Raw genomic sequence first — 23,234 nt, forward strand, 5'->3', positions numbered from 1 at the left:
ATGAAAATGGAGGCGAGGAGTCGCCAAACGCCAACCCATGCCCCGAAGGGGCCCGGCCTCACGGCGTATTGACTATTGACGGGCGCTGGCACCTTCCGGACCCAGCGCCCAGGGTGTTAGCCGACGGCTACGTCCGATCGAGCTGACTCGACTATTCGGTGACCGGGCTCCACTCCCAAATGTTCCAGAAAATCGTCGGCGCCAGCGTAGACGGCGAAATATTCGCGATCTTGGTCTGGTCGAACGCGGTCACGGCCGGAAACTGGAAGATCGTGACCCCATAGAAGTCATCGAACAGCAGCTTGTCGATTTTCTTCTGGATGTCGATCTGCTTATCGAGGTCGAACTCTTTACCCAACTGGTCGGTCAGCTTGTCCATCTCAGGGTTGTTGTAGAAGCTGAGATTGTTGATGCCCTTCGAGTTGTAGTTCGGCGGCGGCCCGTTGGTCACACCGAGGCTCGTGGACTGCCAGCCGAACAGCGACGCGTCGTAGGCTCCGGGAGTGCCGAGGAGGCCACCCCAGTCAGGGCTGGAGCAGTCTGTGACGTTGAAGCCGGCCAGGGCGCCAGACTGCTGGATCAGCAGGAACTCGTTCGCACGACGAGGATTCGTCGACGAGAAGAGCATGCAGACCTCAGGGTTAGTGACGCCGGACTGGGCAAGAAGTGCCTTGGCGCCCTCGATGTCGACCGTCTTATACGCATCCGAACCGTTGGCCGCGATGGAGTCGTCGTAGCCCTCAGCGCCCGGCAGGAAGACCTGCGAGTCACGAGTGACGGCATCAGGCTGGATCGGCACGATGAGCTTATCGACGATCTCTTGGCGCGGGATGACCTTCATGAACGCCTCACGGATGAGGGGGTCGTTGAAGTGACCGCTCTTCGACTGGTCGAACTGCAAGTCGATGTGCTCATAGGTGCCCTCGTTACCGCCGATGACGGTGACGTCGAGCGCGGCTACGGCATCGGCCACGTCTGCGGTGGCCTGCGGAGAAATCACCTGTACTTCTCCGTTTTGCAGGGCCTGAACGGCGGCGAGCGGGTCGGTGATGAACCTGACCGTGATCTCCTCAACCTGCGGCTGGTGGTCGCCCGTGTAGTTCTTATTGGCGGTAAGGGTGATGAACTGGTCGGCCACGAAATTGGTGATCGTGTACGGGCCGTTTCCGACGACCAGGCTCTCGTCTTTCGGCATCTCGGTGAAGTTGAAGCCGGTGTTCCAGAAGCTGGCAATCTTGGCCATGGATGCGGCGTCGTTATCAGTGATCGCCTTCACTAGGGCATCTTTGGCCTCCTGCGGGTCTTTGATGCCGAGTGCGTTCTGGGCGACGACATGCGCGGGAAGGCCCACGTTCGTGAACGATAGCTCCCAGTCGACGAACGGCGAATCCCAGGTCATCGTGATCGACTTCTTATCGTCGCTGACCTCCGGCAACTTGCTGACCAGCCCCGGGCCTGTTGTTGGGTCGGCACCGGTGTCGAAGAATACGACATCAGTCGGGAAGTCGGGGGTAAATTCACCGGTCTCGGGGTCGGTGAACTTGGCGGCGTCGAAGTCCGGGGTGTTCTCCGCGCCCGACAGCGAGACCCACTTGAGCAGCAGGTCGGCGGCGTCGACTGCCGTGCCGTCAGACCACTTCACGCCATCGGCGATGGTGTATTTCACGACCAGCGGGTCGTCTGAGACCTTCTCGTACGTGCCGAAGGAGGTGTCCTTGATCAACTTGGGAGTGTCGTCGTAAAAATTGAATTGCGCGTTAGTCGCGTAGGTGATGTTGTTGTTGGAAGTGTTGTTGCCGAACGAGGTCTCTCCGTTGTATGAAAAGAACGGCTGGTTCCAGGCGACCGACAGGGATGATCCCTCGACGATCTCGGACTGCGGCGCTGCGCAACCCGAGAGCACGAGAGCACCGACGGCGACTGTGGCAGCGGCTGCCGCGAATCGTCTGATTCTCAATTTTCCTCCTGTGCAAGATGGGCGCACGCCGCGGCAATTCGGAGCGCAGCGTTGCGCCTGATGTTCACACCCTAAACGGGGGTAGACGGTGCCCGAACCAGAAGGATAGAAACGTTACACAGTGGTAACGATCGAGCGAGGATCGTGCATATTCTGACGATTTCTTGCGGCGTTTTGACCAGAAACGCAGGGTTTGTGCGCGATTGGACGAGAAATGCTCAGAACAAGCGCACAGCGATCAGCACCATGAGCCTCCGCGGCTCACACTCCCAGCTGGATGCCTGCCCCGGGGATGGCGGCGAGCAATTCCTGCGTGTACTCCTCCCGAGGATTGTCGAAGACCCGGTCGGTGGATGCCGCCTCGACGATCTGGCCACGGCGCATTACGCACACATTGTCGGCGATCAGGCGCACCACCGCGAGGTCGTGGGTGATGAACAGGTAGGTGAGGTCGAGTTCGGATTGTAGTTCGCTGAGGAGGGCAAGAATCTGCGCCTGCACCAGAACATCGAGCGCCGAGACCGCTTCATCGAGCACGACGATGTCAGGTTTGAGCGCCAGGGCACGAGCAATCGCCACCCGCTGGCGCTGGCCACCCGACAGCTCGTTGGGGTAGCGGTCAACTAGCACCCTGGGAAGAGAAACCTGGTCGAGCAGCTCGAGCACTCGCGCCCGCTGCTGCTTCCGATCTCCCACGTGATGCGCCACCAGCGGTTCGGCGATGGTCGCCCCTATGTTGTACAGGGGGTCAAGGGAGCCAAACGGATCCTGGAAGACTGGTTGCATCCGCCGACGCAGGGCGAGCAGTTCCTTGCCCTTCGTCGTGGCGAGGTCTTTGCCGCCCACAACGATTTTGCCCGATGTGGGCTGATCCAGCTTCAGGATGAGCCGCGCTACGGTCGACTTGCCAGACCCTGACTCCCCCACGAGCGCGGTCGTGGTGCCCTTCGCGATAGAGAACGACACCGAATCGACTGCGGTGAACGGCACGTTCCGAAGCTTGCCGGTGTTGATCTTGAAAACTCGGGTCAGGTTCTCGACCTGAACCGCCGGTGCTGCCGAAATGGCTCCGGCCACTCGGGACGCCCGCTCCTCTGCCGTGACGATCAGGTCGACCTCGACTGCGTCGTCGGCGCGATGACCGAGATCAGCGAGCGATGTCGTGCTGCGCTGGATCCGCTGGGAGGCGAGGCTCGGCGCCGCGGCGACGAGCCGTTTGGTATAGGGATGCTGCGGATTCTGCAGCAACTCCACCGACGGGCCCGCCTCGACGACGCGCCCTTTGTACATGACCACAAGCTTCTCTGCACGCTCTGCGGCAAGCCCGAGATCGTGCGTGATGAAGAGCACGGATGTTCCGGTTTCGGCGGTGAGCTTCGCCAGATGATCGAGAATGACCCGCTGGACTGTTACATCGAGGGCGGAGGTGGGTTCATCCGCGATCAACAGTTTCGGGCTCGACGACAGCCCGATACCGATGAGTACGCGCTGGCGCATACCCCCCGAGAACTGGTGTGGGTACTGGCGCAACCTGTCCTCGGCATCCGACAACCCGGCCTGCTTAAGTACGGTGATGGCCTTGTTTCGAGCATCGCGCCCTCGAGTCGCCATGCCGTTGGCGACGAGTGTTTCTTCGACCTGGAAACCGATGCGCCACACCGGGTTGAGGTTCGACATCGGGTCTTGCGGCACAAAGCCGATGAGCCTGCCGCGCACCTCCTCGAGTTCCTTCTCGGTGAGCTTGGTCAGATCCTGGCCGTCGAACATGATGCTGCCGCCGGTGATCTCGGCGGCCTTCGGTAGAAGGTTGATAATGGCCAGTGCCGTGGTCGTCTTGCCCGAGCCTGACTCCCCCACGATGGCGAGAGTCTCGCCCCTCATCAGCGTGAGGTCGACTCCGTTTACCGCAGGGACCATCCCGGATTGGGTTGCGAAGCCGACCTGGAGGCCGCGGATTTCGAGCAGAGGCGTACGAGCGGTGCCGCGCGGGGCATCCAACCGTGAATTCGGTGTGGTCATCGTCTGGCTCTCGCTTTCGGGTCAAGTGCGTCACGAAGTACCTCACCCATGACGATGAAGGCCAGCACGGTGCCCGTGAGCGCGATCGACGGCCAAACCAACGTCATCGGATTATTTCTGATGTCAGGCTGCGCCGCATTGATGTCGTTGCCCCACGACATCACCGAGCTGGGAAGCCCCACACCCAAAAACCCAAGCGTCGCCTCCGCCACGATCGCGCCAGCCAGCCCAATCGTCGTTAGCACAATCACCGGGGCAATCGAGTTGGGCAGTACATGCCTCCAGAGGGTGCGAATCGACGACACCCCAAGCGCGGTCGCCGAGGTAACGTAATCCGCGTTTTTGACGGAGATGATCTGCCCCCGCAGAATACGTGCGGTGCTGGGCCAGGCGAAACCCCCGATGGCCAACGAGATCACCAGGACGGTGCGGTCGTTGACGAACACTGACATGACCACGACTGCCGCGAGGAAGTACGGAATGGCGAAAAAGATGTCGCCAACCCGCGAGAGCACGGCATCCACCCAACGCCCATAGAACCCCGCGATCGCGCCGAAGATCACGCCGATCACCGTGACGATGATGGTCGAGAGCAGCCCCACCGACAGGGATGTTGACGTCCCGAAGATGATGCGTGAATAGACATCACAACCCTGGCGCGTAAAGCCCAGGGGGTGGCCATCCGATGGGCCGAGATTGCTGAAGCCCAGATCACAGGCTCGGGGGTCGACCTGGGTGAACAGCCCCGGCGCGAGTGCCACCAGAATCGCGAGAATAATGAATATTCCGGAGATGTAGAACAACGGCCGCTTACGAATGTCACGCCAGGCGTCGATGTAGAGGTTGCTGGGCTTCTCGTCGACGGACACGGCGTCAGTGGAGGCCAGGGTCGACTCATCGAAGGGCGCGACGAAGTGGTGTGGCGTATCAGTTGCCATAGCGAATCCTTGGGTCGAGGAAGGCGTAAAGGATGTCCACGAGTAGATTCGAAATGATGTAAATGATGACGAATACGGTCACGAACGACACCACCGTGGGGGCTTCGGAGAGAAGGATTGCCTTGAACAGCGTGTTTCCGACGCCGGGCACGTTGAAAATGCCCTCGGTGACCGTCGCCCCGACGATCAGCAGCCCGAAGTCGGTACCGAGCAGGGTGACGACCGGGATGAGTGAGTTTCTGAGGATGTGTACCCGGATCACCCTGCGCCGGGAAAGCCCCTTCGCCGTGGCGGTGCGCACGAAGTCCGCATCCAGATTCTCTATGACGGAGGTGCGAGTGAGGCGGATGACATTCGCGACCACGAAAAATGCCAGAACGAAGGCCGGCAGTATCAGCTCGGTGAATGGGGCTTGGCTACTCACGGTGGTTCGAGCCCAGTCCAATTTGATTGCAAAGGTGAACTGAGCGAGAAACGCCAGCACAAAGATGGGCATGGAGATCAGCACCAGCGAAATCAGCAGCGATACGGTGTCGAAAATGCCATTCTTTCGCAAGCCCGAAACAAGGCCCACTGAAATTCCGACAATGGCCTCAATGACGATCGCGATGACCGCGAGACGGAACGTCACCGGCAAAGCGCGAGCGATTGTCTCAGACACCGGTTGGCCGGAGAACGAGGTTCCCAGATCCCCCCGGAAGATGCCGCTGATGTAGTAGAAGTACTGCACGATGAACGGCTGGTCGAGGTGATAGCGAGCCCTGAGGGCGTCCGCAACGGCGGGAGGGAGGCCGCGGTCGCCGCCGAGGGCCTGAATGGGGTCTCCGGGCAGGGCAAAGACAAGGAAGTAGATGAGCAGAGTCGCGCCGAAGAAAACGGGAATCGCCTGGAGGACACGTCGAACGATGTACCAGGTCATTCGACTAGTCTCCGACTTTCGTGAGCATTCGCATAACTGGCATTCGCACCTTCGAAAACGGTATGAGCTGAAAAAAGCATAGTGTGGCTGACACAGTTGAGGGTGGTGGCAAGTCTGCCACCACCCTCAATCACCGGGCTGACCCGGCAGGGGTACTACTTGGTGATCTCGTAATACAGCGGAACGGAATTCCACCCGAAGGTCACGTTTTTCACGCCGTCACTGTAACCACCGGTGACGTTGGAGTACCACAGCGGAATAGCGGGAAGGTCGGTGAACAGCACTTCCTGTGCGTCCTGGAACTTCTTATTTGCCGTAGCGACATCCGACTCGGAGAGACCCGCCTTGAGCAGCTTGTCGAAGTCCGCGCTCGAGTAATCGCCATCATTCGATGAAGCTTTTGTCGCGTAAATCGGGCCCAGGAAGTTGGCCAGCGACGGGTAGTCGGCCTGCCAACCCGTGCGGAACGCCGAGGTAATGGTGCGGCTCGTGACGTCGGTGCGGAACTCGGCGAAGGTCGGGTATGGCTTGCCCGAAGCGTCAATTGCGAGCGTGTTCTTGATCGAGTTCGAGACGGCATCGACCCAGGCCGCGTGCCCGCCATCGGCGTTGTAGCCGATCTGGAACGTGCCTGACCACGGCGCGATCGCATCGGCCTGTGCCCAGAGGTCCTTCGCCTTCTTTTCGTCGAACTTCAGCACCGAGGCGCCCTTGAGATCCTTCGAGTATCCGTCGATCACAGGAGACGTGAAGTCGGTCGCTGGCGTGCGGGTGCCCTGGAAGATCACGTCGGTAATCTGCTCGCGATTGATGGACATCGAGATCGCCTGGCGACGAAGCTGGCCCTCCTTGCCCGAGAAGTGAGCCAGACTCTGGGGAATCGTGAACGACTGGAATACGGCCGCGGGCTGATTCACGGCGCGGTCACCGAGGTCGGTCTTGTAGCTACTGAACGCACTGTCAGGAACTGCATCGAGCACGTCAAGATTTCCACCGAGAAGGTCCGCGTACGCGGCCTCCTGGGAGGCGTAGAAGACGATATCGAGGCCCGCGTTCATCGCCTTGCGACCACCCTTGTATTCAGGGTTCGGAACGAGCGCGATCTTGACGTTGTGCTCCCAGGCCTTTGCACCATCGAGCATATAGGGACCGTTACCGACCGGGGTCTCGCCGAACGTCTTCGGGTCGGCAATCGCATCGGCGGGGAGGGGGAAGAATGCCGTGTATCCGAGTCGAAGGGGGAAGTCGGCCTCAGGCTGCTTCAGCGCCACGGTGAAGGTGGTGTCGTCGACGACTTTGAGCCCGGTGAGCTCAGAGTCTTCGTCATAGCTGAACCCTTCGATCGACTCGAAGAAGTAGCTGTTGAGCTGTTCGTTGCTCAGCAGCGCGCCAAAGTTCCACGCGTCGACGAAGGACTTCGCTGTGACGGCGTCTCCGTTGCTGAACTTTTCACCAGCCTTGATCTTGATGGTGTAGTTCTGGCCATCGCTCGACTCGATCGACTCGGCGAGGTCATTTTGAGGGGCGCCCTTGGCGTCGTAGTAGACGAGCCCCGCGAAAATGCTGTCAATGATCTTTCCGCCACCAGTCTCGTTGGTGTTGGTCGGGATCAGTGGATTCTGCGGCTCAGAGCCATTCGTGGTGATGACAGCAGTGCTTGCCGTCTCGGCCGGGGTTGGGTCGCCCGCAGCGCAACCGCTCAGTGCGAGCGTGGCAGCCAGGCCGACACCGAGTAGCGTCGCACCAACATTTCGTGATCTCAATTTTTCTCCTCAGCAAGAGTTCAGGCAGCAACGAGGGGTGTTGTTGCTGCTCAGATATACGGTGAAGCCTAAACGGGGGTGGCGCTCTCGCAAAACCATTTCGGGGAATAGTCACTTAGTCGTGACGCGGGAGCCACGAAATAACGGATATTGATGATTTCTTGCGCGCCAAGGGCTCGTCACGCACATCGTGTGCGCCAGACAGAGCTGTCTCTCCAAACCCGCAGCGTGACAAGGGTACGATCGAATGATGAGGTCCGGCTCCACAGCAATCCCCGCTCAATCACCTTTGCTGGTGTTCGACGGAGACTGTGCATTCTGCAGCACCTGGGTCCGCCGTCTCGAGCACTCACTTCCGAACTTCCCCACCGCGACTCCATGGCAGTGGCTCGATCTCGACTCGCTCGGGCTGACACCGGATGACGTGACGAAATACGCCTGGTTCGTGACATCCGGGCACCAGTACGCCGGCCACCTCGCATTGTCGGCACTGCTGAGAATGCAGCCCTCCTTCGGCCTTCGCTTCGCCGGTACCCTGGTGGCGACGCCGCCGGTGTCGTGGTTAGCGGCGGTGGGGTATCTCTTCGTCGCGAAGAACCGCCATCGCTTGCCCGGCGGCACTCCAGCCTGCGCTATGCCTGTCTCCACGCCGTGAGTGAGCACCGCGCCTGGGCGTGTGAGTGAGCGGGAATTTCTTGCCTGGCCACTCCGGCAACGGGATGCCGCGGCGCAGGCTCGGTACCGAAGTGCTCATCGTGCTCGGGCTGTCGCTCGGGGCATCCGCTGCCTACTCAATCGTTTCCCTTGCCAATAAGCTCACGCGGGAACAGGCGCTGTCGCAGCAGACCACCTCGATCAACAACTCGCTGAGTGACCGGCCCGTCTTCGACCTGGTGTACCAGTTGATGGCCGTGTTTTTCGATCTGGTGCCGGTCGCGCTCGTGGCGTTTCTGCTGTGGCAGACAACACGGCCGCACCTCGGGCGCCTCGGCATCGACTTCACTCGGCCCGGGCGCGACGCCATCACCGGGCTCGGGCTCGCCCTCGTGATCGGCGCAGGCGGCATTCTCGTCTACCTCGGCGGCGTGGCACTGAATGTGAACACCACAGTCAATCCCTCAGCTCTCGACACCTACTGGTGGACGGTGCCCGTCCTGATCATGCGCGCGATCGATGCCGGGGTGACCGAGGAAGTCATCGTGATCGGCTACCTGTTCGCCAGGCTGCGCGACCTCGGGTGGGGCCGGTGGCAGATCATCATCGGCACGGCTCTGTTGCGAGGCACCTACCACCTATACCAGGGCTTTGGCGCGTTCGTCGGCAATGTCATCATGGGGCTGCTGTTTGGCTGGCTGTACAGCCGCCACGGACGAGTGCTGCCGCTCGTGATCGCCCACGTGATCATCGACGCGGCGATCTTCATCGGCTACCCCTGGGCCGCGGCTGCATTCCCGCACCTGTTCGGTCTGCCCGCCGCCTGAGCCGAGGCATCCACCTACATCACTTTCATTATTCAGGAGGTTGTGGTGCTGAAGTGATTGGAGTGGCCTGTGGGGCCCCACACACTTCAGCCCCACCAACCCCATCACCTCCTGAATAATAAAAGGAGACGACGACGGCGGAACGCGTTCAGTGGGCGAAGGCCTCTATCGGTGGACAGGCGCACACCAGGTTGCGGTCACCGAAGGCGTTGTCGACGCGCCGCACGGGTGGCCAGTACTTGTGGCCAACCAGGGAGCGTAGCGGGTAGACGGCCTGCTCGCGCGAGTATGGGTGCGCCCACTCCCCCTCGATGACGGCCTGGGCCGTGTGCGGCGCGTTGACGAGCGGGTTGTCGTCGGCGGGCCAGACTCCGGATGCCACGGCATCGGCCTCATCCTTGATGGCGATCATCGCATCGATGAATCGATCAATCTCGGCCAGGTCTTCCGACTCGGTGGGTTCGACCATCAACGTGCCTGCCACCGGGAATGACATGGTCGGAGCGTGGAATCCGTAGTCGACGAGGCGCTTGGCGACGTCATTGTTGTCGATGCCCGTCGCCTCCTTGAGCGGACGAAGGTCGAGCACACACTCGTGTGCCACGAGCCCGTTCTCGCCGGCGTACAACACCGGGTAGTGATCCCGCAGGCGCACGGCGACGTAGTTTGCCGCAAGAACGGCGGCACCGGTGGCGGCCTTGAGGCCATCCAGCCCCATCATGCGCACATAGGCCCAGGAGATCGGCAGGATGCTCGCGCTGCCGTACGGCGCGGCGCTGACGGGCCCGCCGCCATGCACGAACTCGCCCTCGAGGCCGCTGTTAAGGTCGAAGGCCGGGTGTCGCGAACTCTGAGCCATGGGATGCCCGGGCAGGAACGGAGCAAGATGAGCCCGTGCCGCTACCGGGCCCACGCCGGGGCCGCCACCGCCGTGCGGGATGCAGAAGGTCTTGTGCAAATTCAGATGCGAGACATCTCCGCCGAAGTCACCGTACCGGGCGTAGCCGAGCAGCGCGTTCAGGTTTGCCCCGTCCACGTAGACCTGTCCGCCGGCATCGTGCACGGCGTCGCAGATTGCCCGAATCTCGTGCTCGTACACCCCATGGGTCGAGGGGTAGGTGATCATCAGCGCGGCGAGTGAGTCCGAGTGAAGCGCGATCTTGAGCCTGAGGTCGTCGAGGTCGACGTTGCCCAGGGTGTCGGTGGCCACCACCACGACCTTCATGCCTGCCAGCACGGCACTGGCGGCGTTCGTGCCGTGAGCGCTCGACGGAATCAGGCAAATCGTGCGATTCTCGTCGCCGCGGGAACGGTGGTAACCGCGGATCGCGAGGAGGCCCGCAAGCTCCCCCTGGCTGCCGGCATTCGGCTGCAGTGAGACGGTGTCGTAGCCGGTCACCTCGGCGAGCCAGGTTTCGAGGTGCGAGATCATGACCAGGTACCCGGAAACATCTTCCGCGGGTGCGAAGGGGTGGATGCCGCCGAATTCCGGCCACGAGACCGATTCCATCTCGGTGGCCGAGGTGAGCTTCATCGTGCACGAGCCGAGCGGGATCATGCCGCGGTCGAGCGCGTAGTCCTTATCGGCCAGGTACTTCAGGTAGCGCATCATCGAGGTCTCGCTGCGATGAGTGTTGAAGACCGGGTGTGTGAGGTAGTCGGAGGTGCGAGCGAGTCCTGCCGGGATCGACTGCGATTCGGCGGCGAAAGCCCAGCCCGCATCCATGCCAAAGGCCTTCGCAAGATCATCTGTGCTTGGGCCCGTAGCGCCGCTGTATGGCTGGGAGTTGACCTCGTCGAAGCTGAGTCGCACGGTATTTACGTCGACGAGGTGCAGCAGGATGCCGCTCTCGCGGGCCGCGCCGACAATAGCCGCCGCACGCCCCGGGGTGCGGACAGTCAGCGTGTCGAAGTAGTGCTTACTCTCGAGCTCGAACCCCGCCGCACCGAGCCGCGCGGCGAAGGATTCGGCGGCATCCCGAACCTGCAGCGCGATGCGCTTCAGGCCCTGCGGGCCGTGGTAGACCGCGTACATCGACGCCATTACCGCCAACAACACCTGCGCGGTGCAGATGTTCGACGTGGCCTTCTCGCGACGAATGTGCTGTTCGCGCGCCTGCAGGGTGAGCCGATAGGCGGGGTGGCCCGCCGCATCCTGTGACACCCCGACGAGCCGACCGGGCAACTGGCGTTCGAGTCCCTGACGCACGGCCATGTAGCCGGCGTGCGGGCCACCGAAGCCCATCGGCACACCGAAACGCTGGGTGGTGCCGACCGCGACGTCGGCGCCGAGTTCACCCGGGGACGTGAGCAGGGTGAGGGCGAGCAGGTCGGAGGCGACGATCGCAAGGCCACCCTCCCCCTTGACCGCAGCGATGGCCGCAGTTCGATCGACGATGCGACCGGATGCCCCCGGGTACTGCACGAAGATGCCGAAGGCCTCCGGAAGCTGACCCTCCAGGCTCGACTCGAGCAGGTCGATCCCGAGCGCTTCGGCGCGATTGGCCAACAGCGCCTTTGTCTGCGGCAGGGCATCGGAGTCGACGATAAACACGTTCGATTTCGCTGCGGATGCGCGCCTCGCCAGCAGCATCCCCTCGATGACAGCGGTGCCCTCATCGAGCATCGACGCGTTGGCGGTCGTCATGCCGGTCAGGTCGGAAACCATGGTCTGGAAGTTGATGATCGCTTCAAGGCGGCCCTGCGAGATCTCGGGCTGATAGGGGGTGTACGCGGTGTACCAGCTGGGGTTCTCGAGCACATTTCGCTTGATGACGGCCGGTGTGATCGTGTCGTAGTAGCCCAAACCGATCATCGAGCGGTTGACGGTGTTGTGGTCGGCGAGGGCGCGCAGTTCGGCGAGCGCCTCGCGCTCCGTGGCGGGCTTCGGGATGCTCGATGCCAGGGTCGGATCGAGGGCGATGGAGGCGGGAACCGCCGCCGTCACGAGCGCCTCGACGGTGTCGTAGCCCACGGCGGCCAGCATCGCGGCCTGCGCTGTGGCATCCGTGCCGATATGGCGATCTGCGAAATGGTCGGTCATTACTCCCCCGTCAGAGCGGTGTAGGCGGCGAGGTCAAGCAGTTCGGGCAATTCGGTGAATTCGACCTTAATGAGCCAGCCCTCGCCAAAGGGATCGGTGTTTACCAGCTCGGGGCTATCGCTCACGGCCTGGTTTGCTTCGACGACGGTGCTGTTGACCGGCGCGAACAACTCGCCCACCGATTTGGTGGATTCGATCTCGCCCACGACGGTGCCCTCGGCCAGCGTCGATCCCACGGTGGGCAGTTCGACGAACACAATGTCGCCCAGTTTCTCGGCGGCATATGCGGTGATACCGACCGTCGCGACGGTGCCCTCGATGAGGATCCATTCGTGCTCGGCCGTGTACTTGAGGTCGTTCAGTTCAGTCATCGTTATGCCTCTCGCTTGTAGAAGGGAAGTGTCACGACGGATGCCGCGACTCGCGACCCCCGCACATCTATTGCCAGCGTGGTGCCAGGCGCGCTGAGACCGGGATCGACGTAGGCCATCGCAATGGGATGTCCGAGCGTGGGCGACAGTGCTCCGCTGGTAATGGCGCCAACCTCGTCGTCGCCATTGAACACGGCGTAGCCGGCGCGACCCGCGCGCTTGCCCTCGGAAGTGAGCCCGACGAGCACTCGCGCGGTCTCGGGTGCGCCGACTTCGGAAGCGTTACGACCGACGAAGTCGCCCTCCTTCTTCAGGTTGACGACGCGGCCAAGCCCGGCCTGCACGGGAAGGGTGTCGAGACCGAGCTCGTGACCATACAGCGGCATCCCGGCCTCCAGCCTGAGGGTATCGCGACTGGCGAGGCCGGCGGGCACGAGGCCGAACGGCTCGCCCGCGGTCGTGAGTGCGGCCCAGAGGGAGGCAGCGGCATCCGCCTGGATGTAGAGCTCGAAGCCGTCCTCACCCGTGTAGCCGGTGCGGCCGACCATCAGCGGAACGCCATCGAACCTGCCGTTGGTGCTCCAGTAGTACTTCAGCTCGTCGAGGGCCAGCGTGAGGCCGACGGTGGCCTCCACTATTTCGCGTGACCGCGGACCCTGAACGGCGATGAGCGAGATCTCATCGCTCGCATCGGTCACCGTGACGTCGAACTCGGCCGCACGGCTGGCGAGGGCCTCGGCGACCGGCACGCGATTGCCGGCATTGGCCACCACGAGGTAGGAGTTATCGCCCCGGCGGTACGCGACGAGGTCATCGATGATGCCGCCGGCCGTGTCGAGCAAAAGGCTGTACTTTGCCTGGTCGGTCGCCACGGCTGACAGCTTTCCTGCCAGGGCGTAGTCGAGGAACGCCGCGGCATCCGGACCATCCACTCTGATCTCGGCCATATGCGAGATATCGAATATGCCGGCAGCGTCGCGTACCGCATGGTGCTCGGCCAGGTCAGAGCTGTAGCGCACCGGCATCATCCACCCCGCGAAATCGGTGAAGCTGGCCCCGGCGGCGGCGTGCACATCGTGCAGGGGCGACTGGCGGGGGTGCGTTTCTGACGGCGGCAGAGCATCGGTCACGGAGTTCTCCTGTAGGCATGGCTGCGGGTGGAACTCCCCCTCTGTCATGGGCCTGAGAGTTTCGCGACCGCGGCGCTTATCGATCAGCACGGGTCGCTTTCACCTTCGGCGGAAGCCCCGCGCCTCCGTTTACCGGGTGGCCGAGCTTCGCTTTTCAGAGTGGCCGTGCCTTCACCTTTCGGCGGAGACCAGTGGATGCGGTACGTGAACCTGAGAGATTGGCGGGGAGGCTTGCTCCTTCGGTGCCTTCCCTGGGGAAGGCTCTCCCGCATTGTGTTGCGGCCCGATGTTCTGTTGTGCGGCCAGCCTAGCAACAGGCGGTGGCCAATGGATGCCTCAACGACGGTCACGACGTGATTCTCAGGCGGCACGCCCTCAGTCGAGGTCCGGACCCTCCCCGTCCTCGTCACGCCACGGTGCTGCGAGCGACAACTCCACTCCCTGAGTGTGCTCGATGATGCCGTCGAGCAACTCCGCCATCGTGGCGGAGCGGAGCAGCGACATCTGGTCGAGCGGCCCGAGCGGTGAGATGGCCGCGAGTTGCCACACTCGAGCGACGGGATCGTCGGAGAGCTCGATCTCGGGCGACCAATTCAGCTCCGAGAATTCGCTGGCACGAGAGAGAGTGCGGCGCACGAGCTGTTCGGCACGATCCCTGATCGGCAGCAGGGCTTCATCCCACTCGAGGTCGGGCAGCGGGGTGGTCGTCGCCTGCGGGTACGGATCGTCGTCGAGCCACCCGTCGATAGCAACGCGCCCCTGGCCTTCGGCGACTATGCCAATGAAGCCCTCCGCGGCCTCGATCTGGGCGATCCGTGCGACGGTTCCGACGGAGAAGCGTTTCTCGCCGCCGCCCACCTCCTGGCCGCGCTCGATGAGTACGACTCCGAACTCCGAGGGCTCATCCTGCAACACCTTCGAGAGCATCACAATGTAGCGCTCTTCAAATACACGAAGACTGAGGGGCATGTGGGGGAACAGCACTGAGCCCAGCGGGAACATCGGCAGCGTCGTCATCCATCCACAAAACCACGCCCCGTGCCTTACCGCCAGCCTTCGGTCGAGTTCAGCGGGTTATCAGCAGTTTGGGCGGCAGGCTCTCTGGCTGAGGGCATCGACGAGAACCTTGCCCAGATCCTCGGGCACGGCGGCGGAGTAGGCCGCTCCGCCGGTCGATTTCGCGATCTGCGTCATGACATCCACATCGGTATCTGGCCCAAATCCGATCAGGATCACCGGCACGGGTTTCGTCGGATCCTCGATCGCCTTCAGGTTGCTCAGCAGCGTCGGCAGGTCGATGCCATTGTCATCTTCGTTGCGCCCATCAGTAATCAGCAGCACAGAGTTGACCTTTGCTGGGTCATATTCTTCTTTGACGCGGGTGACGGCGGCAAGAATGGTGTCGAACAGCCCCGTAGCGCCGTATGCACGATCGGGGAGGGAGGCGACGATGCCATTGATCTGCTGCACGTGGGCGGGGTCGGAGAGCGGCGCGATGGGTGACAGGTCTTCCCAATCCTGGGTGCCTACCCGGTTTTGGGAAAACACCCAGACGCCGAGCTCTGCTTCACCCGAGAATTTTGACAGGGCTTCCCCTGCGGCGAGTTGGAACACGTCGATGCGCCGGAGGCCATTATTGGCTGGGTCGAGCATTGAGCCGGACACGTCGATGACCACGAGAAGGCGCGATCGAAGGGTCAAAACGCTCCAGGCCCGAAGGATTTCGATTTGAACCGCAGCGTCCGCCGAGGGCTTCGCCGCCGTAGGAGTCTCGAGCACTCCGGCAATTTTCAGCGCGCCCCCACCATCCGCGTCGCGAAAACCCTCTGCGGCAAAGACCTCTGTGGCGGATCGGGCCGCAGCGGCCAGGGCGGCGAGCAACTTCCTGGATGCGTTTGACGTGCCGACTTCTCCAGCAGCAGAGGCGCCGCTGGTCGCGGTGGGCGCGGTCTCTTGCGTGCCGTCAGCAACCCCGACGAACGGATAGGTCAGCGCCACCGTCCCGTCGGCCGGGTAGAGCGCAATGAGCGGTGTGGCTGGCGAGGATTCGTTGTACGAGGCAACCTCCTGCTCGGTGGTCACGACGACGGTGGGGGTGGTGGCCGCGCCAGCCGTATCAAAGGCTGCCCGGGTGGATTGCGGAATCGTCTTGCCCAACTCGATCATGGCGCCAGCAAATTGGCGGGGATCAGTAGCGGATGACACCGTCTTGATCTGGGCCAGGCTGGCGAGGCTGGCCGCGGACGACTCCGGATCAGGCAGGAGGGTACCTACTGTTCCGCTCAGCAGCGTCGCCCAGGCCAAGGGAGCGGAGGTGAAATCTGATGCCCGTGATGCCGGTGTGGCCAGCACCACCGGCGTGCTCGCGATGAAATCGCCCACCTCGAAGTCCGGGGCGTCGCGGCCGAGGGATGTCGCCACCGACGCGGCACGGTCGAGCCATGCGATCGAATCAGGAACCCAAGCATCAAGGTCACCCCCCACACCTGAGGCGAACAGTGCCGCGGTGTCAGCCGAATCCTGTGATCGGATCTCGGTTGTCGTGCAGTTGTTCTTCTCCTCATCGAACGCTTTCGCGACCGTCGTCAGGCCCGGGGCGATGGAGGGATCCGCCGCTATCACGAGATTCTCGCGCTCGGAGCATCCTCCCGAGAGTGCGGTCACGGTGCTGGTAAACCACCCGACACCGAGAAACTGCACGCCCGCGACAGCGACGGCCGCGACGGTCACCAGCACAATCGGAACCACCCACCAGCGCCGTTTTAGGCGGGTGAAGACGGAGGTACGATGGCGGTGCCGGTGGGTGCTCACGAGGTCTCCTGTAGGTGCAGCGGCGCCTCGAAACCGTCGGGACCGACGACACGCCACCCCCCAGTAGGGGACTTTACAACATGCGATGAGACAATTACCAACCTCGCCCGGATTAGGGCGCCTCCCGAAAGCGTGAACACTATGCCGGATGCAGTCTCAACGACCACGGCAACGGCCGGAGTGGTCCGCACTATCGGCCGAATACTCCTCGGCGTGTTCCTGGTCAGTGCGGGTGTCGGCCACCTGACAGTGTTACGCCAGGCCTTTCAGTCACAGGTTCCACAATGGCTTCCGTTAGACGTCGACTTCGTGGTCGTGGCATCCGGAATCGTCGAGATTCTGTTCGGACTCGCTGTGCTGTTCCTCACTCGCTACCGGATGATCGTGGGCTGGGCCCTTGCTCTCTTCTTCCTCGCCATTTTTCCCGGCAATATTTCACAGTTCTTCGTGCACACCAATGCTGAGGGCTGGGCGAACCCGATGGCAGTGGTGCTCGGCGTTCGCCTGCTTTTCCAGCCCCTGCTCGTCGCCTGGGCGCTGTGGTCGACAGAGGCCTGGAAGACCCGGCGCGGTCGGCACTGATCCGACCTGTACCCCACCTTTGGGGGTCATGGGTGCCCTATGCTGAAGGCACATGGAATCCCCGACCCATTACGAAGTGCTGTGCGTGACACCCGAAACCACAGCCGATGATATTCGTGCATCGTACCGACGGTTAGTCCGGATGTATCACCCGGATGTAGCCGGTGCCGCGGGTGCGGCGATGACGCTGCGGCTGAATGAGGCGCAGCGTGTGTTACTCGACCCCGAGTTGCGGTCGCGCGTCGAACGTCGCGGATCTCATAGCGCCGGCACCCGGACTTCCGCCCCGTCAGCGCCCTTCGTGCGTGACTTCCCGAAGCCGTACGCCTCATTCCGACCAGGCGCCCGGCCGACAGTGGTCGTGCAGCGGAACGTCGCGTGGGAGACTCTTGCCGTTACGTCCATTGTGGTCATCCTGGTATCGACAATCGCCGTCTTTCCCCTGGTGTACTCGACGCCCATCACCGGCCTCAGCCCCAGGATGATCCCACCGATCATTATTGCCCTGGTATGGATGGCGGCCGGTCTCTCTCATCCACCGCGATTCACATATTTTCTGCTGGGAGCGTCAATGCTGCTCTGGCCACTGGCGGCCTCCGGAATCTGGCCGATAACCGCCCTCGTGGACGCCAGCCCCGAATGGGTTTGGGCGTCGCTCACGGCCTCCTTCGTTTCCGCTATCGCGCTGCGCGTCGCGGCGCCGAGGGTATCGCGGTACCGTGTAATGCGCTCGACGGGTCGGGCATCAGCCGCATGACAGTGGGTTTCGCCGCCTCTGTCTGAGAGCCACCTGACGGCCACTTTGCTAGAATGTGAGTAGGGTGCGCAGAGCAACCCCCGGACGACAGATCAGTACCCGGTACGCGACAAGACTGGCTATAGGGATGTGTTTGTCATGGCGTGGATTGTTCTGATCGTGTCCGGAATTCTCGAGAGCGTGTGGGCCACCGCTCTCGGTAGGTCCGAGAATTTCACCAAACTCTGGCCGACCGTGATCTTCGGGGCCGCACTGGCGCTGAGCATGGCTGGACTGGCATTCGCCTTGCGCGACATTCCTACCGGCACCGCGTACGCGGTGTGGGTGGGAATCGGGGTCGCCCTTACTGTGACCTACGCGATGATCTTCGGCGGCGAACCGTCATCCATCATCAAAGTGCTGTTACTGATCGGATTGGTCGGATGCATCGTGGGGCTCAAGCTCGTGGACACCCCACGCTGACTACTCAGGCGACCCGCACGTCGATCTCGCCCGGCTCCGCCCCCTCCGCTCCGAACACCAGGAACCGGTTCGCGATCTTGTCGGTGAAGAACCTGTCGTGGCTCACCACCACCACGGCGCCGGGAAAGTGTACGAGGGCACGCTCCATCACCTGGGTGCTCGCCATGTCGAGATGGTTGGTCGGCTCGTCGAGCAGCAGCACGGATGCGCCGGACAGCAGGCACTGCGCCATGGCCACCCTCGCCCGCTGGCCACCCGACAGGTTGCCGATGCGCTGCTTTAGGTCTGCCTCGGAGAACTGGAACATCGCGAGGAACCGGCCGACCGACTTGCGCGTCGCGGTGAGCGCGAGGCTATTCGGCATCGCGTTGACGGCATGGGTGACAGTGTCGTCGTTGTCGAGCTCGTCGAGGATCCGGTTGTACGAGATGATATCGCTGCCCTTCGCCCAGACGGTCTCGCCTGAGTCCGGCTTCTCGTCCGTGAGCACACGCAACAGTGTGGACTTTCCGCTGCCGTTCGCTCCGAGGATCACGATGCGGTCACGTCGTCGGATCTCGAAACTGAGGTCGGAGAACAGCACGCGGCCGTCGTACGACTTGCTGATGCGGTCGACCCGGCACAGGACATCCTTGATATGAAGGCCGCCGTAGATCTCGGTGATGATCTGGTCGACGGGGCGTGGTGCGCGGCTTTTCTTGATGTTTGAGAGCTGCTTATCGAGACCGCGGCTCTCGGCCTTGGCGGCCTCGCGACGGTCGGCGATGCCCTCGGCCTCGAAGGCGAGCAGCTCAGACTCGTGAACGAACTGCTGCTCGAGGGTCTTCAGCCTGAACTGCTTCTGGATGACGTACTCACCGAAATTGCCGGGGTATTCGTGCAGGTGGAAGTTCTCGACCTCGATGATGCGAGAGACCACCGAGTCGAGAAAACGCCGGTCGTGCGAGACGATGATCGCGGCGCCGTGGAAGCCGCGGAACCAGGCCTCCAGCCACTCCACCCCGGCAACATCGAGGAAGTTCGTGGGCTCGTCAAGCAGCAGCACGTCGGGGTCTTCGAGCACGATCTTCGCCAGCGCCGCGCGATTGCGCCATCCGCCTGACAGGTCATCGATCGGGCTGTTGCGATGCGCCTGGGTGAATCCGAGCGTGGTGAGGGCCTGGTCGATGCGGCGCCCGTAGTCCCAGCCGTCGAGGCGATCCATGTCTTCGAAGAGGGCAGCCTGGCGATGGATGAGCGCATCCAGATCACCACTCAAATCGGCCGCTATCGTCGCGTCGATGCTGGCGAGCTCGGTCTCGATAGCGCGAATGTCGACGAACAGGTCATCGAGCACCTCGAGGATGGTGGCCGAACCGTTGAGCTCGGAGAACTGCGAGAAGTAACCGAACTTCGTGCCGGGTTCGATGGTGACCGTGCCGCTCGTCGGTGCGAGCTGCTCGAGTGCCAGCTTCAACAGCGACGACTTACCCGAGCCGTTGCGACCGATCAGCCCGACGCGGTCTTTCGGCTCCAGCCTGAAAAACGCCTCCCGCAACACCTGCGTGTTCTCGATGCGCAAGTCGACGTCGTTCAACCTGATCAGGCTCATGCCGTTAATCTCCGCTTCAGTCGATCACTCCGGCTGTCGCCTCGATCTCTATCAATTGTCCCGGATACCCGAGCACCGTCACGCCAACCAGCGTGCTCGGTACATCGTGGGCGCCGAATCGCTCGCGCACCACGTTCCAGGCCTCAACAAGATACCTTCGATCGGTGGATGCCACGAGCACCCGCGTCGCGACCACATCCGTGAGCGTGGCTGAGGCCGCCAGCAGCGCGGCCTCCAGGTTGTCGAGGGCCTGCGCGGTCTGGGCGGCAATACCGCCGGGGACTACGGTGCCCTCGGCGTTGAGCGGGCAGGCGCCGGCGAGGAACAGGGGCCGGGCATCCACGGGCATGGTCGCAGCGTGGGCGTATGGGGCGGATGCCAGCTGCGGGGCACGAATGAGAGTGACGGTCATGGGTCTATCTTGCCTGTGGCGTCGGTCGCTGTCTCATCTGCCAAATGAAGGAACAGAGGTCGGTTTTTGGTGATCTGACCCGAAGAGTCGGGCTCAGGATGCCTCGCTTCCTTCATTTGGCATCGAATCAGCCGCACGGCGGAGCCCGGGCTCGCGATGCACGGCCCGCGCGTCAGGCGACTGTGGCGGCGCCCAGGAGCGTCACAAGGGATGGGTCGACTGCGGCAAGACCTGCATCGAAGGTCGCCAGGCGAGCCGCTGGACGGTCGCGGACCAGCCCGAGCAGGTACGCATCCGTCACCTGGCGATGACCGATGACGTGGCGAAGGTCCACTTCAGCGTACGAGAGCCCGTCTGGCCAAAATTCGCCTGTGGGCAGGGCCTGGATCGCCTTCAGCACGGCAACGGCGGTCGAAGCCGACTCCCCGAGTCGCACGAGGAAGCGAACGAGAGCGCCCTCGACGATCGGGCAGAGCGCAAAGTGCTCGACGTCGACCATCCATGCACTGGCAACCGCATGGTGCTCGTGTTCCTGGATAGCGAGAGCAATGAGGATGTTGGAATCGAGCAGGTAGGTGGTCACTCCTCGTCCAGCGCGTTGGCCACATCGACCGAGGTGATCCGACGGCCCAGGCTGATCGTCGGGAATCCCGAAACCGGATCCGTTGTCACTTCGATCGTGTCGTCGAGTTGAGCCAGCCCGCGGATGGTCAGCTCAGCCACAACCGAGGACAGAGACTGGCCTCTCTGTTCGGCGATCTCCCGGGCGCGGCGATGCGCTGCCGGGGGCAGTTCCACAGTTGTTCGCACGGTGTGCATCATACGCGCATCATGCTTGATGCATACCGGATCTCCCCATTCAGCCATCGATCAGAACGACCGCAACGCCCCAGCCGTTCGCAATGACGTGGATGACGACAATGGCCGCGAGATTTCGGTACCGCCACCACATGATCCCAAGGAACAGGCCGAACGAGCCCTGGATGACAACGACCCGAGCGATATCGAGCAGTGGCTGGCCCGGATCACGGCGGCGCGGTCCGCCGCCGCGGGCTGCTCGATGCGGCAGGATCGGACCCACCCAGGAGCACGAGTCGATGTGCGCTCTCCCGCTCGATAAGCGCCTCCAGTCCGAGTCTCACTAGTGCGGATTTCTCCTCGCGCCCTGTGAGTTCCGCGGCTCGCTGGATGGGCTCGTCGTTGACGATTATGGCGATTCTCACGGTCGCCTCCGCATAAAGACCGGCGGCATGCGACCCTCCAGAGTCAACAGAATCCCAATCGAAATGTCGCGCACCCCAGGTGAACGTCCTCAGTCGGCGAGCCGCAGCAGCGCCTCGTTGCGGCGCAGGAAGCCGGGCTTCCACGGCGGGTCGTAGCGGGCGAAATACGGGCCGCCGATGATCGTCAAGCCCGCGCGCTTAACCTCGGCCACGAGCTGGGCGGCGTTGGCCGCGTAGCGGGCCTCATCCGCACCGCCGCTGAACCGGCGCGCCGCCACACGCCCGGCAGGTACCACTCGGGTGCGCACACCGGCGCCGGTCGGGATTGGTGCGGATGCGGCATCCATACCTGAAGGAAGCACGAAACTTACCGTGTACCGCTCACCCGCCGCCGCCTGGATGACCGGCGCGGTCATCGCTACCTTCGACTTGCCGGCGTTGTTGCCGCTGATGTAGCCGATGAGAGGGCGGAAGCCGCGGTTGCCGGCCTCGAAGAACTCACCGTCGACATCGACTTCGGCGAGCAGGTGCTGCGGATAGAGCCGCACCTCGAACCCGTCGTGCTGGCTCACCACGGCGTAAGGCTGTATTTCGGTCATGCGGCAGTGTACGTCTACGACCGTCTCAGATCATCACCGAACTCAGCAGCAGGCTCGTCTCGCTATTGATGACACCATCCAGCGAACGGATGCGCGCCAGCACCCGATCGAAGTGGCCGAGCGTGTCGGTGCGCAGTTCCGCGACGAGGTCCCAGGCGCCATTCGTGGTGTGCAGTGAATGCACCTCGGGGAACCCGCGGAGCTGGCGGATCACGTCATCGGTGGTGCGCCCCGCCACTTCGATGAGAGCCACGGCGCGGATCGTGTCAGGATCGTTCTCGGCGCGCACTCTGGCCGAGAATCCGAGGATGGTGCCGCTGTCGAGCAGCCGATCCAGCCGGCTGGTGACCGTCGTCCGCGTCACCCCCAGCTCTCGCGCGAGCACAGCCACCGGCTCGCGAGCATTGGTTCTCAGCAGGCCGATGAGGCGTCGATCTAGGTCATCCATGAACAGATCGTATATTGTCAGTGAGCAATGCGCGCACAGACTGACCGAAAAGGCTACCCTCTGATCATTGTTCTTACATACTGCCCATTCGTAGGCTGGGCACACGAGCTTAGGGAGAAATCATGGTGCGCTTCGTCGACGTGGGAAACATGAGCCGATGGATCGCCTCCACCGGAATCGAGTCGATCATCACCGGCATGATCGGCTACCTCGAGGAAGACTTCGCCCGCTGGCCGATCTTCGACAAGTCCCCCAGGGTGGCGAGCCACTCGACGGGCGGCGTTATCGAGCTCATGCCCACCAGCGATGGCGAGACCTATGCGTTCAAGTACGTCAACGGGCACCCTTCTAACCCCTCGCTGGGCCACCAGACCGTCACCGCGTTCGGTGTGCTTTCCGACGTTCACACGGGCTATCCGACGTTCTGGGCAGAGATGACGCTGCTGACCGCCCTGCGCACCGCGGCGACTTCCGTCTTTGCTGCACGACTGCTGGCTCGCCCCGACTCCAGCATGATGGCGATGATCGGCACCGGGACGCAGGCCGAGTTCCAGGCTCTCGGGTTCCGCGCCGGGCTCGGCATCAACAGGCTCCGCGTCTGGGACACCGACCCTGCTGCCCTCGACAAGTTCATCGAGAACGTCACGCCGCTCGGCTTCGAGATCATCCGGGCAGTGGATGCTCGTGACGCCGTGCGCGGAGCCGACATCGTCACCACCTGCACGGCA

General features: G+C 62.8%; 24 protein-coding genes and 3 riboswitches. Of the genes, 6 read left to right on the top strand and 18 right to left on the bottom strand.

All coding sequences use genetic code 11. The features are described from left to right. Positions 1-151: 151 nt before the first annotated feature. The 5 genes from RMN95_RS03545 to RMN95_RS03565 all read right to left on the bottom strand — a co-directional run bounded on the left by RMN95_RS03545 (position 152) and on the right by RMN95_RS03565 (position 7,596). Positions 152-1,957, bottom strand: coding sequence for an ABC transporter family substrate-binding protein (locus RMN95_RS03545; protein ID WP_309615581.1), 1,806 nt, complete (start codon positions 1,955-1,957; stop codon positions 152-154). A 261-nt stretch (positions 1,958-2,218) separates the two neighbouring features. After that, positions 2,219-3,976, bottom strand: coding sequence for an ABC transporter ATP-binding protein (locus tag RMN95_RS03550; RefSeq protein WP_309615582.1), 1,758 nt, complete (start codon positions 3,974-3,976; stop codon positions 2,219-2,221). Then, positions 3,973-4,914, bottom strand: coding sequence for an ABC transporter permease (locus tag RMN95_RS03555; RefSeq protein ID WP_309615583.1), 942 nt, complete (start codon positions 4,912-4,914; stop codon positions 3,973-3,975). Before RMN95_RS03555 ends, RMN95_RS03550 begins: the two co-directional genes overlap by 4 nt. Beyond that, positions 4,904-5,833: an ABC transporter permease gene (locus RMN95_RS03560; protein ID WP_309615584.1), complete on the bottom strand. Its 930-nt coding sequence runs from the start codon at positions 5,831-5,833 to the stop codon at positions 4,904-4,906. Before RMN95_RS03560 ends, RMN95_RS03555 begins: the two co-directional genes overlap by 11 nt. Positions 5,834-5,988: 155 nt before the next feature. Further along, positions 5,989-7,596: an ABC transporter substrate-binding protein gene (locus tag RMN95_RS03565; RefSeq protein ID WP_309615585.1), complete on the bottom strand. Its 1,608-nt coding sequence runs from the start codon at positions 7,594-7,596 to the stop codon at positions 5,989-5,991. A 250-nt stretch (positions 7,597-7,846) separates the two neighbouring features. Between RMN95_RS03565 and RMN95_RS03570 the strand changes: the two genes are divergently transcribed. Beyond that, on the top strand, positions 7,847-8,251 hold the full coding sequence (locus tag RMN95_RS03570; RefSeq protein WP_309615586.1) for a DCC1-like thiol-disulfide oxidoreductase family protein: 405 nt from the start codon (positions 7,847-7,849) through the stop codon (positions 8,249-8,251). 64 nt (positions 8,252-8,315) lie between these two features. Continuing rightward, a complete protein-coding gene (locus RMN95_RS03575; RefSeq protein WP_309615603.1) occupies positions 8,316-9,077 on the top strand; it encodes a CPBP family intramembrane glutamic endopeptidase in 762 nt (253 codons plus the stop codon). Positions 9,078-9,225: 148 nt separating this feature from the next. Here the strand turns inward: RMN95_RS03575 and gcvP are convergent, their stop codons facing one another. The 5 genes from gcvP to RMN95_RS03600 form a co-directional block, all read right to left on the bottom strand. Further along, positions 9,226-12,120, bottom strand: a complete 2,895-nt coding sequence (gene gcvP, locus RMN95_RS03580) for an aminomethyl-transferring glycine dehydrogenase (protein ID WP_309615587.1) — start codon at positions 12,118-12,120, stop codon at positions 9,226-9,228. After that, complete coding sequence (gene gcvH, locus RMN95_RS03585) at positions 12,120-12,491, bottom strand: glycine cleavage system protein GcvH (RefSeq protein ID WP_309615588.1); 372 nt, start codon at positions 12,489-12,491, stop codon at positions 12,120-12,122. The genes gcvP and gcvH overlap by 1 nt, the downstream gene beginning before the upstream one ends. 2 nt (positions 12,492-12,493) lie before the next feature. Further along, positions 12,494-13,621, bottom strand: coding sequence for a glycine cleavage system aminomethyltransferase GcvT (gene gcvT / locus RMN95_RS03590; RefSeq protein WP_309615589.1), 1,128 nt, complete (start codon positions 13,619-13,621; stop codon positions 12,494-12,496). 31 nt (positions 13,622-13,652) lie between these two features. Further along, a riboswitch (glycine riboswitch) is annotated at positions 13,653-13,789 on the bottom strand. Positions 13,790-13,809: 20 nt separating this feature from the next. Further along, positions 13,810-13,900: riboswitch (glycine riboswitch) on the bottom strand. A 96-nt stretch (positions 13,901-13,996) separates the two neighbouring features. Continuing rightward, positions 13,997-14,638, bottom strand: a complete 642-nt coding sequence (locus RMN95_RS03595) for an LON peptidase substrate-binding domain-containing protein (protein ID WP_309615590.1) — start codon at positions 14,636-14,638, stop codon at positions 13,997-13,999. Between the two features lie 60 nt (positions 14,639-14,698). Next, positions 14,699-16,432, bottom strand: coding sequence for a VWA domain-containing protein (locus RMN95_RS03600; protein ID WP_309615591.1), 1,734 nt, complete (start codon positions 16,430-16,432; stop codon positions 14,699-14,701). Between the two features lie 141 nt (positions 16,433-16,573). Here RMN95_RS03600 and RMN95_RS03605 point away from each other — a divergent pair, with 141 nt between their 5' ends. From RMN95_RS03605 to RMN95_RS03615, 3 genes are all read left to right on the top strand, one after another. Beyond that, positions 16,574-17,014 (top strand): hypothetical protein, encoded by a 441-nt coding sequence (locus tag RMN95_RS03605; protein WP_309615592.1) that lies wholly within the window; start codon positions 16,574-16,576, stop codon positions 17,012-17,014. Between the two features lie 52 nt (positions 17,015-17,066). Further along, on the top strand, positions 17,067-17,771 hold the full coding sequence (locus RMN95_RS03610; protein WP_309615593.1) for a J domain-containing protein: 705 nt from the start codon (positions 17,067-17,069) through the stop codon (positions 17,769-17,771). Positions 17,772-17,829: 58 nt separating this feature from the next. After that, positions 17,830-17,894, top strand: a riboswitch (guanidine-III (ykkC-III) riboswitch). A gap of 15 nt (positions 17,895-17,909) precedes the next feature. Then, positions 17,910-18,233, top strand: a complete 324-nt coding sequence (locus RMN95_RS03615) for a multidrug efflux SMR transporter (protein WP_309615594.1) — start codon at positions 17,910-17,912, stop codon at positions 18,231-18,233. 4 nt (positions 18,234-18,237) lie between these two features. On the opposite strand, the gene RMN95_RS03620 is transcribed toward RMN95_RS03615, so the two are convergent. The 8 genes from RMN95_RS03620 to RMN95_RS03655 form a co-directional block, all read right to left on the bottom strand. Further along, complete coding sequence (locus RMN95_RS03620; RefSeq protein ID WP_309615595.1) at positions 18,238-19,824, bottom strand: ABC-F family ATP-binding cassette domain-containing protein; 1,587 nt, start codon at positions 19,822-19,824, stop codon at positions 18,238-18,240. A 16-nt stretch (positions 19,825-19,840) separates the two neighbouring features. Beyond that, a complete protein-coding gene (locus RMN95_RS03625; protein WP_309615596.1) occupies positions 19,841-20,236 on the bottom strand; it encodes a Rid family hydrolase in 396 nt (131 codons plus the stop codon). A gap of 172 nt (positions 20,237-20,408) precedes the next feature. Next, a complete protein-coding gene (locus tag RMN95_RS03630) occupies positions 20,409-20,819 on the bottom strand; it encodes a TA system VapC family ribonuclease toxin (RefSeq protein WP_309615597.1) in 411 nt (136 codons plus the stop codon). After that, positions 20,816-21,046 (bottom strand): hypothetical protein, encoded by a 231-nt coding sequence (locus RMN95_RS03635; protein WP_309615598.1) that lies wholly within the window; start codon positions 21,044-21,046, stop codon positions 20,816-20,818. The genes RMN95_RS03630 and RMN95_RS03635 overlap by 4 nt, the downstream gene beginning before the upstream one ends. Before the next feature lie 49 nt (positions 21,047-21,095). Continuing rightward, positions 21,096-21,317: a type II CAAX prenyl endopeptidase Rce1 family protein gene (locus RMN95_RS03640; protein ID WP_309615604.1), complete on the bottom strand. Its 222-nt coding sequence runs from the start codon at positions 21,315-21,317 to the stop codon at positions 21,096-21,098. Continuing rightward, complete coding sequence (locus RMN95_RS03645; protein ID WP_309615599.1) at positions 21,262-21,603, bottom strand: type II toxin-antitoxin system VapB family antitoxin; 342 nt, start codon at positions 21,601-21,603, stop codon at positions 21,262-21,264. Before RMN95_RS03645 ends, RMN95_RS03640 begins: the two co-directional genes overlap by 56 nt. Then, complete coding sequence (locus RMN95_RS03650) at positions 21,549-22,058, bottom strand: heme-binding protein (protein WP_309615600.1); 510 nt, start codon at positions 22,056-22,058, stop codon at positions 21,549-21,551. The genes RMN95_RS03645 and RMN95_RS03650 overlap by 55 nt, the downstream gene beginning before the upstream one ends. A gap of 25 nt (positions 22,059-22,083) precedes the next feature. Next, entirely contained in the window at positions 22,084-22,506 is a 423-nt protein-coding gene (locus RMN95_RS03655) for an Lrp/AsnC family transcriptional regulator (RefSeq protein WP_309615601.1), read from the bottom strand. 122 nt (positions 22,507-22,628) lie between these two features. On the opposite strand from RMN95_RS03655, the gene RMN95_RS03660 reads away from it, so the two are divergent. Continuing rightward, positions 22,629-23,234: ornithine cyclodeaminase (locus RMN95_RS03660; protein ID WP_309615602.1), on the top strand; the 606-nt coding region annotated here is incomplete at its 3' end.

The organism is Salinibacterium sp., from assembly GCF_031364185.1.
Lineage (GTDB): Bacteria > Actinomycetota > Actinomycetes > Actinomycetales > Microbacteriaceae > Rhodoglobus.